This window comes from Klebsiella electrica (genome assembly GCF_006711645.1).
Classification (GTDB): Bacteria; Pseudomonadota; Gammaproteobacteria; order Enterobacterales; family Enterobacteriaceae; genus Klebsiella; species Klebsiella electrica.
Map to the genome: position 1 here is coordinate 5,254,585 of NZ_CP041247.1, position 11,842 is coordinate 5,266,426.

An 11,842-nucleotide genomic window follows, 5' to 3' on the forward strand; every position below is an offset into this window, starting at 1 on the left:
CCTTCTGCTTTCACAGGAACTAACCCGTTGGGCATTCAGGAGACACCATGGACAACCTAAATCTTAACAAACACATTTCCGGCCAGTTCAATGCAGAGCTGGAGTATATCCGCACCCAGGTATTGACCATGGGTGGGCTGGTGGAACAGCAGCTGTCTGATGCGATCACGGCGATGCATAATCAGGACAGCGTTCTGGCAAAACGCGTGATTGATGGCGATAAGCAGGTCAACATGATGGAAGTGGCTATTGATGAAGCCTGCGTGCGCATCATCGCCAAGCGTCAGCCAACCGCCAGCGACCTGCGTTTAGTCATGGCGATTATCAAGACTATCGCCGAGCTGGAACGTATTGGTGATGTGGCGGATAAAATTTGCCGCACCGCGCTGGAGAAGTTCTCCCAGCAGCACCAGCCGCTGCTGGTCAGCCTGGAATCACTGGGGCGTCATACCGTGCAGATGCTGCATGACGTGCTGGATGCCTTCGCTCGCATGGATCTTGACGAGGCCGTGCGTATCTATCGCGAAGATAAAAAGGTGGATCAGGAATATGAGGGCATCGTGCGTCAGCTGATGACCTATATGATGGAAGATTCACGTACGATTCCAAGCGTGCTGACCGCGCTGTTCTGCGCCCGTTCTATTGAGCGTATCGGCGATCGTTGCCAGAATATTTGCGAATATATTTTCTACTTCGTGAAGGGCCAGGATTTCCGTCACGTTGGCGGCGACGAGCTGGATAAGCTGCTGGCGGGTAAAGACCCGAAAGAGTAATCACCACGGCTCCCCGGTTGCGCTACGCTTACCGGGGGTACGGAGGCGCGGTAAGCTGCCTCCAGGGCTCCGGCAATTATCGCGTAATGTTCCAGCCACGCGCTTTCCACAATGCGGGCAGCTGTGCTAAATCGGTAAAGGTCGTCACTTTGGGATGATCGATCGGTTTGTTGTGCGGATCGGCGCAGAAGTAAAACACTTCCATTCCCGCCTCAATCCCGGACTGAGCGCCTGCGCTGGAATCATCCACCAGAATGCAGTTCTCGACGTTAACGTTCATAGCTTTTGCCGCATGGAACATCAGTGCCGGATCGGGTTTCCAGCGCTGAATATCGTAACCGCTGTACAGTCGGTCGGGAAAATGGCGCAACATGCCGGTTCTTCCCAGCGAGTGCTGCATTTTACTGACCGGGCCGTTAGAGACCACGCACATCGGCACGCTGACCGCATCCAGCAGCGTTTCCGCTCCGGCAATCGCTTCCAGTTCAGAATCGAACAGGCGCGCGACTTCGGCACGGTAGAGCGGTTCGAGCTCTGGTTTTTGTAGATTGACGCCGTACTCTTCGTTGATGGTATCGATGATCTCGTAGAGCTTTACGCCTTTGAAACGCTTAAAGATCTCGTCTAAATCCAGCGTAATGCCGAATGCTTTGAACATGTGAACATAGGCGCGCGAACAGATCACTTCGCTGTCGACCAGCGTGCCGTCGCAGTCGAAAAACAGGGCTTCTATTTGGGACATGCCGTTTCCATTTTAACAAGTTAACGTTTTCGTCCTGCCTGTTCACAAGACGCAATCGTTGCCGTACAGGCAAATACAATGAAAAAAATTACCATACAACTGCCCCCGGTGTCGCATTTTGGTATAGGATAGCGACGAATTTTCCCTCCTTTTGTTCGGAAACCGATAATGAGTCAACAACAAACCAGCCAGTCTTCTGGCCAGGGTCTGCTGGAGCGCGTATTCAAACTACGTGAGCACGGCACGACGGCACGTACCGAAGCGATAGCAGGTTTCACCACCTTTTTGACAATGGTCTACATTGTTTTCGTTAACCCACAAATTCTTGGCGTAGCGGGTATGGATACCAGCGCTGTCTTTGTGACGACCTGCCTGATCGCCGCCTTCGGTAGTATTCTGATGGGGCTGTTTGCTAACCTGCCGGTTGCGCTGGCACCGGCAATGGGGCTGAACGCCTTCTTCGCCTTTGTCGTCGTCCAGGCGATGGGGCTGCCGTGGCAGGTGGGAATGGGCGCTATCTTCTGGGGCGCCGTCGGTCTGCTGCTGCTGACGATTTTCCGCGTACGTTACTGGATGATCGCCAATATTCCCGTCAGCCTGCGCGTGGGGATCACCAGCGGCATCGGGCTGTTTATCGGCATGATGGGGCTGAAAAATGCCGGCGTGATCGTCGCAAACAAAGACACGCTGGTGAGCATCGGCAACCTGACCTCCCATAGCGTGCTGCTGGGGATTCTCGGCTTCTTTATTATCGCTATTCTCGCCTCGCGTAATATTCATGCTGCGGTGCTGGTCTCCATCATCGTCACGACGCTGCTGGGCTGGATGCTGGGCGATGTTCACTACACCGGTATTGTTTCCGCTCCGCCGAGCATTACGTCGGTGATTGGCCATGTTGATCTGGCTGGCTCATTGAATCTCGGTCTGGCGGGGATCATCTTCTCCTTTATGCTGGTCAACCTGTTCGACTCCTCCGGAACCTTGATCGGCGTGACCGATAAAGCCGGTCTGGCCGATGAAAAAGGTAAATTCCCGCGCATGAAACAGGCGCTGTTTGTCGACAGCATCTCATCGGTGGCAGGTTCCTTTATCGGCACCTCTTCGGTGACCGCCTATATCGAATCTTCCTCCGGTGTTTCCGTGGGCGGACGTACCGGCCTGACGGCGGTGGTGGTGGGGATTCTGTTCCTGCTGGTTATCTTCCTGTCGCCGCTGGCGGGCATGGTGCCTGCGTATGCCGCAGCTGGTGCGCTGATCTATGTGGGCGTGCTGATGACATCCAGCCTGTCGCGCGTGAAGTGGGACGATCTGACGGAAGCGGTGCCGGCCTTTGTAACCGCCGTGATGATGCCGTTCAGCTTCTCGATTACCGAAGGGATTGCGTTAGGCTTTATCTCTTACTGCGTGATGAAGATAGGTACCGGTCGCCTGCGCGATCTCAGTCCGTGCGTGATTATCGTCTCGCTGCTGTTCGTGCTGAAAATCGTGTTTATCGACGCGCACTAAGCGTCGCGCATCATGAAAAGCCCGGCAGTCCACAGCGCTGCCGGGCTTTTTTTACGCTTTCACTCGCTGAATATACTCGCCAAAGGCGCTCAGCTGTCCGCTCAGATGATCGAGCGTGCTCTGATCGACCACCTCTCCCGACTGCGGATCGACCTTGTTCTGAATCACGCCGCCCATAAACTCAGGTTTGTTCATCACCATCGCGTCGAGGAACACCAGAATTTGACGCAGGTGATATTGGCAGCGCGCGCCGCCAATCGCGCCCATCGAGCTGGTTTGAATCAGCACCGGTTTCCCGGACAGCGGTTGTTCTGGCAGGCGCGACAACCAGTCAATCGCGTTTTTCAGGCCGCCGGGAACGGAATAGTTATATTCGGGCGTAACGATAACAACGCCGTCGGCTTCGCGAATCTGTTGCGCAATATCCTGCACGCTTTGCGGAAATCCGTCTTCCTGCTGGATATCCGCGTCATATAACGGAATGTCGCCAATCGACGGCAGCGCTGCGATCTCCATGCCCGCCGGCGCAATGCCTGGCAGGGTGCGTGCGATCATGCCATTAAAAGACCCCTTGCGCAGACTTCCGAGTAGCGTAACAACTTTCAACGTATCAGACATGATTGCTCCTTTGCATCATGGTGGCCGGACGGACCGGTCAGTTGAGGGAGAGTGCTTTTTCTATGGGCAGGCTGGTAAAGCGCATCAGACGGGCAGAGGACTCCTTCGCGCGCACCGGTGCATCTGGCAGACTACGCCAGCCTTCCTGACTATTGTATTCCCAGACTTTAAGCCGGCCGATGGCTGGCGTAGCGGCGATCGACCAGACCAGTAGCGTTTCTGCATCGCACAGGGCTTCTACAGGCAGTATGTTGGTGGTCCGTAGCCGACCCGCGCCGGGGAGCAGCTGCAGATGGACCGGGGCTTCACAGGTCAACTTCAGCACGCTCCGGCGCAGCGCTACCAGCTGGGCGCGGGCTTCGTCAGGGTCGTTCTGGATGTTAATCCATAAATTCTCATTGCTGCTGAATACGTCGCGGTTGGCGTCGTGCAGCGGGTGGATGCCGCGCGAGGCGTGCTGAAGTTCCATATCCAGTCCGCAATCGCCTTCCGTCGTCAGGCTTACGCCGACAATGTTTCCGGCATAGGAAATGGAAAATCGGGGCAGGTGGGGATCGCGAAAAACGGGTCTGCCGTTCTCTTCGCTGATGATTTCGGGGAGCTCGCTAATGCCATACAGCATAAATAACAGTTCAGCGAGCAGTGAACGTGATGCGCGATAGCGGGCCTGGCGGTATTCTGGCAGGCGCTGTGCGGATTGATGGCAGGCCGCGGACAGTCGTGTCGATAGCGGCTCCCTGGTGCTGAGTATCCCTCTTGCAAAATGCGTTGCCATTCGTCGCTCCGTGATTAATGGTCAGAGAAAAAGTTGTGAGGATCTATTATCACCTGGTATTGATAGGTTTTAATGCGGAAATCCCCCCTTGAAAAGTGATTTGCGCGATTTTTACAATTTCTTGCGCAGTCAGACAGAGATGGCTGGAGAAATCGCGTCAGAGGGGGTCCGCATAGAGTCGCTTAAACGTTTCTCTGAGCCAGACTATCTTCGGGTTGTCGCTGTTGCGTTTGTGCCAGAGCAGGGTAAAGGGCACCCGCGTTTTCTCCAGCAATAGCGGCTCCAGCGGAAGCGGGCGCGACACCAGCGGTAGATGGTGCTGTCGGTTATAGTGATGGCAGTAACGCGGCGCGGTGGCCAGCATCGTGTGATCTGGCTGGGCGGCCATAAACAGCGATTGTTCAAACCCCGGCAGGGTTAACGCAACGGTGCGTTTATGCCCCAGATCGTGAAGAACATCGTCCAGCGCCCAGGTATCACTCTGCTCCCAGCTGATATTGATATGGGGATAGCGTAGAAAGGTCGCCAGATTCCACTCTTCATCGAGCGCCGGATGATCCGCGCGCAGCCAGACCTGAGGCAGGTCGGTAAACAGGACTTCAAAATCGATATACCACGGCAGCTGGCTGAGCTGCTCCCGTGAGCGCGGATGCGTTTCACGTCCGCAAAAGCCGATATCGACCTCACCGCGAATAATCGCATCCAGTGAGTCGTAGTCCCAGTTGCGCAAGCGGATCAGCGCCTGGGGATAGCGCTGGTAGATTTGCTGCGACAGCGAATTAAACAGAATCATCAGCAGCGGCGTTTCCGCCGCCAGTTCGAATTTCAGGCCGCTTGGCATGATGTGGTGGGGTTTGTCGAGGATCTGGTTACCCATCTGCATCCAGTCCGCCAGATCCTGCTCCATGCTGGTCATCAATGGCGTCGGCGACAGCCCGAGCGGCGTTTTGACGAATAGCGGATCGTCAAACCAGGCGCGCAGTTTAGCTAATGATTTACTCACCGCCGACGGCGAAACGTTCATGCGTTTCGCCGTGCGGGTCACGCTGAGCTCCTGGGTCAGAAGCTGCAGACAGAGTAATAAATTAAGATCGAGACTCGACAGGGGTTTCTTCATTATGTTGCGCAACCCGGACAGGGGCCGCGGCCAGAATCAGAACAAGACTCACTATGCTACAGGCAATGAGAATCCCGATCAGCATATTCATCGCACTTAACCCGATGATGGCGGCCAGCCAAATCCACAGCGACGAGCCGCAAACCTGGGCAATGCCCAGTACCGAGCTGGCAACCCCCGCCCGCAGAGTAAATGGCCCCAGGGCCTGGCTCATGGCCACGCCAAAACCCACCGAGAAGCCGGCGCAAATCAGCGCCAGACCGAGCATGGTTACCGTCTGGCTGGTGGCAAGGCTGAGCAAAGTCCCGGCAATAAAAAACATAACCTGGGACGTCAGCATCAACGTCCGCGGCTTAAACAGGGTGAGCGCAAAGGGCGTTGAGAACGACACCGTCATGCTGACCAACGCCATTAAGGCCATCGCCATCGAATAGTGTCCGCGATCGAACCCCATCTCTTCCATCATCAATACCGGGGAGACGTTAACGTAGGTGAGGATAGCCGTTACGCTGAGGGTCGTAATGACGATACGGCTGAGGAAAAAGCGGTTCAGCAGTGACTCCATGGCAGGGTTCTGCCCGGCGAGAGTATGCGCAGGGGCCGTCGGCCGCGTTTCCCGCAGCATAAAGACCGAGAGCAGGCCGACCATCACCCCCATGCCGGTCATGGTGTAGAACAGGCTCTGCCACGGGTATTTCAGCATAATCAGGTGACCCAGAACGGGTGCCAGGACCGGGATAATGCAGGTGATGCCATTTAACAGCGACAGCACCCTGGCGCGACGGCGATCGTCGAGCGTATCGCGCAGCACGGCGAAAGCGACGACATAGCAGCTCCCGGCCCCGATGCCCAGGATAAAACGCCCCGCCAGGAAGAGATCGCTGCTCTGCGCCTGCGCACAGAGCAGCGAGGCCAGAATAAACGTCGTCGAACCGAATATGGCGACCGGTTTACGCCCGGATTTATCGGCTGCTCTGCCGGCAAACAGCATTGCGGCGGCCATGCCCGCCAGGTAAACCGAGAATGCAATATGTAGCTGCGCTTCGCTGGCGCCGAGGTCCTGCGCAATACGCGGCAAACCCACCAGATACATATCGATGCCGGATGGATAGAGTAAAACCAGCGCAAAACTGCAGATAAGAAAGCGTGCCATAGGACCCCCGCAAGAATAGAGGCGTACAGAGTAATGGCTATTGCGCGGCAGTACGAGTTGCCATTTGGACAACAATGATTTCCTGAAAGGAAAAACCCTCGCTGCGTTCTGCGAGGGATTACCAGACTTTGGCCATGCCGTCGCTGGCCGGGCGCACGGAAGTAAAACCAAACTTCGCATAAAGTTCGGGGACGTCGGCGACCAGCGTGACATAGGCGCCCTGGCAGGCGTTAGCGTCCAGCCAGCTGACTATCTTTTCCATGATCGCTCTGCCCAGCCCTTTTCCCTGGTGCGCAGGATCGACCGCCACATCGACGATGTCGAAATTCACCGCGCCATCGCCAACGATGCGCCCCATGCCCACGGAAACACCTTGCCAGACAATGTGCACGCCATAGCAGCTGCGCGGCAGCCCTGCTTTCACCCCCTCCAGCGGGCGCGGCGACATGCCGGCGATCAGTCGTAAACGGCAAAAATCCTCTGCCGACGGGACGGTCTCGATAACGGTGTAATCAGAATTCATGGCGGTATCCTGTAGCGAAGTTCTCATCGCATTTAATGATGCCGCGTGGCCGGAAGCAACCTTAAGTCGTAGGGGACACGAGATTAAAGATCAGGCCCCTGGCAGGGCAATAAAAAAACCTGCATAAACATTAAGTTGATGCAGGTTAGTTGATGCTCACTCTTGCGTACCGGTGAATCGTTACTTGCCGATACAGAAGCTGGAGAAAATGCGCCCCAGCAGGTCATCAGAGGTAAATTCACCGGTGATTTCGCTCAGCGCCTGCTGCGCCAGCCGCAGCTCTTCGGCCAGCAGTTCGCCAGCCCAGGCGCCAAGCAGCTGCGCTTTGCCCTGCTGCAGATGACCAGCGGCTTCTGACAGCGCCTGCAGGTGGCGACGGCGGGCGAGGAAACCGCCTTCCATGTTGGTATCGAAGCCCATGCTCTGCTTGAGGTGGTTGCGCAGGACCTCTACGCCCTCACCGGTACGCGCCGACAGTCGAATCAGTGAGTGGCCATTCACTTCACTGATACCCAACGTTTCGCCGGTGACGTCAGCTTTGTTTCGGACCACGGTAATCGGCAGTTTCGCCGGTAAACGCTCGATAAAGTCTGGCCAGATTTCCGCCGGGTCGACGGCGCTGGTGGTGGTGCCGTCGACCATGAACAGGACCCGATCGGCTTGTTCTATCTCCTGCCAGGCGCGTTCGATGCCGATGCGCTCTACCTCATCATTGGCATCGCGGAGTCCTGCGGTATCGATAATATGCAGCGGCATGCCGTCGATATGGATATGCTCGCGCAGCACATCGCGGGTGGTGCCGGCAATATCGGTTACGATCGCGGCTTCGCGCCCGGCCAGCGCGTTCAGCAGGCTCGATTTCCCGGCGTTCGGGCGACCGGCGATAACCACCTTCATGCCTTCGCGCAGCAGGCTGCCCTGGCGGGCCTCGGCGCGTACGGCATCAAGATCGGCGATCACGCCGTTGAGCTGGGCCTCGATTTTACCGTCGGAGAGAAAATCGATTTCCTCATCCGGGAAGTCGATAGCGGCTTCGACATAGATACGCAGATGGGTCAGCGCTTCCACCAGATGATTCACCCGGGCAGAGAAGGCGCCCTGCAGCGAATTTAGCGCCGAGCGTGCCGCCTGCTCGGAACTGGCGTCAATCAGGTCAGCAATCGCTTCTGCCTGGGCGAGATCGAGCTTATCGTTAAGAAACGCGCGTTCAGAGAACTCCCCAGGCCTGGCGATACGCACGCCTGGCAGCGTCAGGATTCGTTTCAGTAGCAGATCCAGAATCACCGGGCCGCCGTGGCCCTGCAGTTCCAGGACATCTTCACCGGTAAAGGAGTTTGGGCCGGGGAACCATAGCGCAATACCCTGATCCAGCGGCGTGCCGTCGGTATCTTTAAAGGGCAGATAATCGGCGTAGCGCGGTTTTGGCAGCTTGCCGAGAACCGCTTGCGCGACGTCGCGTGCTTTGAGGCCGGAGATGCGCAGGATGCCCACACCACCGCGTCCCGGTGGGGTTGCCTGGGCGACGATAGTGTCGTTATGGCTCATGATGACTCTCTATGTAAATGTAAAAAAGGCGGTCTATTGACCGCCTTCTCTGGCATTGATGCTACTGCGGCTTAAGCAGAGTATCAGCTCTTTTTCTTCTCGCGGCTATGCAGACCACGCTTCTCGAGACCACGGTAAATCAGCTGCTGCTGAATAATGGTCACCAGGTTGCTGACGATATAGTAAACCACCAGACCTGACGGGAACCACAGGAAGAACACCGTAAAGATGACCGGCATGAAGGTCATGATCTTCTGCTGCATCGGGTCGGTCACGGTCGTTGGCGACATCTTCTGAATGAAGAACATCGTCGCGCCCATGATGATCGGCAGGATGTAGTACGGGTCTTGCGCTGACAGGTCGTGGATCCACAGGATAAACGGCGCATGACGCAGTTCAACCGAGGCGCTCAGCATGTAATACAGCGCAAGGAAGATCGGCATCTGAATAATCAGCGGGAAGCAGCCACCCAGCGGGTTGACCTTTTCTGCTTTATACAGGGCCATCATTTCCTGGCTTTGACGCTGTTTGTCATCGCCCAGACGCTCACGCATTGCCTGAATCTTCGGCTGCAGCATGCGCATCTTCGCCATCGAGGTGTACTGCGCTTTGGTCAGCGGGTACATGATGCCACGAACGATGAAGGTGATGACGATAATCGAGAAGCCCCAGTTACCGAGGAAGCTGTGGATGAATTTCAGCAGCTTAAACAGCGGTTGGGAGATGAACCACAGCCAGCCGTAGTCGACGGTCAGATCGAGGTGCGGCGCGACGGCAGCCATTTTGTCCTGAATGGCCGGGCCGACCCACAGCACGCTTTCCAGCTTGTCGGTTTGACCCGGCTGTACCAGCACCGGCTGCGATTTGTAGCCGATGGCGACAACGCCGTTGCCGAGGTTGGCGGTGTAGAAGCTGTTGATGCCGTTGTTACTCGGCACCCATGCGGTGGTGAAATACTGTTGCAGCATCGCTACCCAACCGTCTTTGGTGCTGACGTTCAGGTTTTCGTTATCGATGATGGTATCGAATTTATATTTTTCGTATTTCGACTCAGACGTTGAATACGCGGCACCACGGAAGGTGTGCATCGTAGACAGACCACCGGTTTGCGTATCGCGGGCGGTTGGCAGGTTGGCCGTCTGTTTCAGCTGACCGAAGGTAGAAATCTCCAGCGGTTTTTCGCCAGCGTTGTGCACGCTATAACCCACGTTCACCGCATAATCACCGCGTTTCAGCGTGAAGGTTTTGGTGAAGACGTTGCCAGCTTTATCGGTATACGTCAGCGGAATGACGATTTCGTCCTGGCCTTCCGCCAACACAAACGCATCTTTATCGACGTTATACAGCGGGCGGGCTCCATTAGCCGGGTTATCCGGGCCATCACGACCGGTTAAGCCGCTTTGAGCCTGATAGATAAACTGTGGCGTGGTTTCCAGTAACTGGAACGGTTCAGTCGACTTCAGTGCTTTCGGGTACGCCGGAAGCAGCGCTTGCTCCACATCACCACCGCGGGTGTTGATGGTCAGCTCAAGCACATCGGTTTTTACCGTAATCAGTTTCCCCTGGCCACTGGCCGGTACGCCCTGGTCGGCGGCGCTACCCGCTGCTGTGGTCGTAGTCTGCGTGGTCTGTTGCTGAGCCTGAGGATTGTTATCCTGCTCCCAGGCTTGCCAGATCATGAAAGACACGAACAACAAAGCGATGATAAGAAGATTGCGTTGCGAATCCATCGTTAGTGTTCTCTGGTATCAAATGGTCCAGGCGGGACGGGATCGTCACCACCAGGGTGTAAAGGGTGGCATTTTAATACGCGTTTCATTGTCAACCAACTGCCTTTTATCACTCCAAATCTGCGCAATGCCTCAATTCCGTAGCTTGAACAGGTTGGCGTGAAACGACAATGCGGCCCGAGTAGCGGACTAATCAGGCGCTGATAGACCCGAATAAGGCCTATCAGGAGCCGGGAGCCAGGCGACAATGGCGGCGCCATAATTTTTCCAACGCTTCCGAGAGAGCACGGTTATCGAGGTCTGCAACCCCTTTCTTTGCCACCACCACGAAATCCATTGGCGGGAGTTCATGTTGACGCAAACGAAAACTTTCACGCGTCAGACGTTTAATCCGATTGCGTTCATGTGCGCGTTTGACGTTTTTCTTGGCGACGGTAAGACCGATGCGGGGATGCCCCAGCGAATTCAGGCGGCCGAGGATGGTGATTTGCGGCGTGCCAGCCCGTTGTGGCTGCTGGAAGACGAAAGTGAAATGACTGGGAGTTAACAAACGTAACTCCCTGGGAAATGCGAGCTTAACCACGCAGGGTTAGCTTTATTACTTGGAAACGGTCAGACGAGCACGGCTTTTAGCACGACGACGTGCCAGAACCTGACGACCATTTTTAGTAGCCATACGTGCACGGAAGCCGTGAGAACGGTTGCGCTTCAGTACAGACGGTTGAAAAGTGCGTTTCATGGCGGTTTCTACCTAAACTTGAATAATTTCACTGACTTTTGCGTAGACCCGAACAAACTTCGAACGACTTACGCGGCAGCGATGGTGATTAAAGAGGCCGGATTGTAATAATTGTACACTCCGGAGTCAATTCTCTTTCCTTATTTCTCGCATCTTGTCGCACAAAAAATGACCTGCGACAGGCGACGGAAAACGGGCATTACGCGCCGGGTGGGGGATTATACGGCCTGACGGGTAAAGCGCAAGGATCGCAAAGGATCTTTGTTAGATCGTTTAGGCCCTAAACCAACCGATCTCATTAAATTTTCCAATATGTGGGCGAAATCGTGCCTCACTGCTCTGCGGATCGATTACACTTACCCGTCTTCGATCCTTCCTGTGGATAAACAGGGAAGAATCTGTTGAGAAATACAAGATATCTTTCTCAGTTTAGGCTATGATCCCCGGTCCCGATCGCGATCCACCGATCCGCATCGGATAAATACCGCAGATAGCGGTTCGCGCGTCACCCCTTTTGTGCAGGGGCTTTTCGGCCAATGCCGGGTCTTGTCGACGTGTGCCAACAATCACGATTGTTTCTTTTTTTCTTTATATCGATTTTATGTTCGAGTGGAGTCCGCC

The 11,842-nt window shown here is 55.5% G+C and carries 14 protein-coding genes; 2 read left to right on the top strand and 12 right to left on the bottom strand.

Annotated features, from left to right (window positions below):
* Positions 1-47 precede the first annotated feature (47 nt).
* Positions 48-773 (top strand): phosphate signaling complex protein PhoU, encoded by a 726-nt coding sequence (gene phoU, locus Electrica_RS25100; RefSeq protein ID WP_131050141.1) that lies wholly within the window; start codon positions 48-50, stop codon positions 771-773.
* 76 nt (positions 774-849) lie between these two features.
* Here phoU and yieH read toward each other — a convergent pair whose 3' ends face one another.
* Positions 850-1,515, bottom strand: a complete 666-nt coding sequence (gene yieH / locus Electrica_RS25105; RefSeq protein ID WP_100684583.1) for a 6-phosphogluconate phosphatase — start codon at positions 1,513-1,515, stop codon at positions 850-852.
* Positions 1,516-1,683: 168 nt separating this feature from the next.
* Between yieH and Electrica_RS25115 the strand changes: the two genes are divergently transcribed.
* Complete coding sequence (locus Electrica_RS25115; RefSeq protein ID WP_100684584.1) at positions 1,684-3,021, top strand: NCS2 family permease; 1,338 nt, start codon at positions 1,684-1,686, stop codon at positions 3,019-3,021.
* Between the two features lie 51 nt (positions 3,022-3,072).
* Here the strand turns inward: Electrica_RS25115 and Electrica_RS25120 are convergent, their stop codons facing one another.
* The 11 genes from Electrica_RS25120 to Electrica_RS29475 form a co-directional block, all read right to left on the bottom strand.
* Positions 3,073-3,639 carry an NADPH-dependent FMN reductase gene (locus tag Electrica_RS25120; protein ID WP_131050143.1) on the bottom strand — a complete coding sequence of 189 codons (567 nt, stop codon included), beginning with the start codon at positions 3,637-3,639 and terminating at the stop codon, positions 3,073-3,075.
* A gap of 37 nt (positions 3,640-3,676) precedes the next feature.
* Positions 3,677-4,261, bottom strand: a complete 585-nt coding sequence (locus Electrica_RS25125) for a 4'-phosphopantetheinyl transferase family protein (RefSeq protein WP_320416075.1) — start codon at positions 4,259-4,261, stop codon at positions 3,677-3,679.
* Between the two features lie 310 nt (positions 4,262-4,571).
* Entirely contained in the window at positions 4,572-5,531 is a 960-nt protein-coding gene (yidZ, locus tag Electrica_RS25130) for an HTH-type transcriptional regulator YidZ (RefSeq protein WP_131050145.1), read from the bottom strand.
* Positions 5,500-6,684: an MFS transporter gene (locus tag Electrica_RS25135; RefSeq protein WP_142255821.1), complete on the bottom strand. Its 1,185-nt coding sequence runs from the start codon at positions 6,682-6,684 to the stop codon at positions 5,500-5,502. The genes yidZ and Electrica_RS25135 overlap by 32 nt, the downstream gene beginning before the upstream one ends.
* Before the next feature lie 118 nt (positions 6,685-6,802).
* Positions 6,803-7,207, bottom strand: a complete 405-nt coding sequence (locus Electrica_RS25140; RefSeq protein ID WP_142255822.1) for a GNAT family N-acetyltransferase — start codon at positions 7,205-7,207, stop codon at positions 6,803-6,805.
* Positions 7,208-7,387: 180 nt separating this feature from the next.
* A complete protein-coding gene (mnmE, locus tag Electrica_RS25145; protein ID WP_131050148.1) occupies positions 7,388-8,752 on the bottom strand; it encodes a tRNA uridine-5-carboxymethylaminomethyl(34) synthesis GTPase MnmE in 1,365 nt (454 codons plus the stop codon).
* 83 nt (positions 8,753-8,835) lie between these two features.
* Positions 8,836-10,482 (bottom strand): membrane protein insertase YidC, encoded by a 1,647-nt coding sequence (yidC, locus tag Electrica_RS25150; RefSeq protein ID WP_100684590.1) that lies wholly within the window; start codon positions 10,480-10,482, stop codon positions 8,836-8,838.
* Positions 10,483-10,484: 2 nt separating this feature from the next.
* Positions 10,485-10,742 (bottom strand): membrane protein insertion efficiency factor YidD, encoded by a 258-nt coding sequence (gene yidD, locus Electrica_RS25155; RefSeq protein WP_100684591.1) that lies wholly within the window; start codon positions 10,740-10,742, stop codon positions 10,485-10,487.
* Entirely contained in the window at positions 10,706-11,065 is a 360-nt protein-coding gene (gene rnpA, locus Electrica_RS25160) for a ribonuclease P protein component (protein WP_049264554.1), read from the bottom strand. The genes yidD and rnpA overlap by 37 nt, the downstream gene beginning before the upstream one ends.
* Before the next feature lie 15 nt (positions 11,066-11,080).
* Complete coding sequence (gene rpmH, locus Electrica_RS25165) at positions 11,081-11,221, bottom strand: 50S ribosomal protein L34 (protein WP_004871828.1); 141 nt, start codon at positions 11,219-11,221, stop codon at positions 11,081-11,083.
* Between the two features lie 218 nt (positions 11,222-11,439).
* Positions 11,440-11,520 carry a hypothetical protein gene (locus Electrica_RS29475; RefSeq protein WP_439912448.1) on the bottom strand — a complete coding sequence of 27 codons (81 nt, stop codon included), beginning with the start codon at positions 11,518-11,520 and terminating at the stop codon, positions 11,440-11,442.
* Positions 11,521-11,842 lie beyond the last annotated feature (322 nt).

Coding starts and splice junctions, on each gene's coding strand:
- phoU (WP_131050141.1), top strand. CDS start 48: ATGGACAACCTAAATCTTAACAAACACATTTCCGGCCAGTTCAATGCA.
- yieH (WP_100684583.1), bottom strand. CDS start 1,515: ATGTCCCAAATAGAAGCCCTGTTTTTCGACTGCGACGGCACGCTGGTC.
- Electrica_RS25115 (WP_100684584.1), top strand. CDS start 1,684: ATGAGTCAACAACAAACCAGCCAGTCTTCTGGCCAGGGTCTGCTGGAG.
- Electrica_RS25120 (WP_131050143.1), bottom strand. CDS start 3,639: ATGTCTGATACGTTGAAAGTTGTTACGCTACTCGGAAGTCTGCGCAAG.
- Electrica_RS25125 (WP_320416075.1), bottom strand. CDS start 4,261: ATGCTGTATGGCATTAGCGAGCTCCCCGAAATCATCAGCGAAGAGAAC.
- yidZ (WP_131050145.1), bottom strand. CDS start 5,531: ATGAAGAAACCCCTGTCGAGTCTCGATCTTAATTTATTACTCTGTCTG.
- Electrica_RS25135 (WP_142255821.1), bottom strand. CDS start 6,684: ATGGCACGCTTTCTTATCTGCAGTTTTGCGCTGGTTTTACTCTATCCA.
- Electrica_RS25140 (WP_142255822.1), bottom strand. CDS start 7,207: ATGAATTCTGATTACACCGTTATCGAGACCGTCCCGTCGGCAGAGGAT.
- mnmE (WP_131050148.1), bottom strand. CDS start 8,752: ATGAGCCATAACGACACTATCGTCGCCCAGGCAACCCCACCGGGACGC.
- yidC (WP_100684590.1), bottom strand. CDS start 10,482: ATGGATTCGCAACGCAATCTTCTTATCATCGCTTTGTTGTTCGTGTCT.
- yidD (WP_100684591.1), bottom strand. CDS start 10,742: ATGGCGCCGCCATTGTCGCCTGGCTCCCGGCTCCTGATAGGCCTTATT.
- rpmH (WP_004871828.1), bottom strand. CDS start 11,221: ATGAAACGCACTTTTCAACCGTCTGTACTGAAGCGCAACCGTTCTCAC.
- Electrica_RS29475 (WP_439912448.1), bottom strand. CDS start 11,520: ATGAGATCGGTTGGTTTAGGGCCTAAACGATCTAACAAAGATCCTTTG.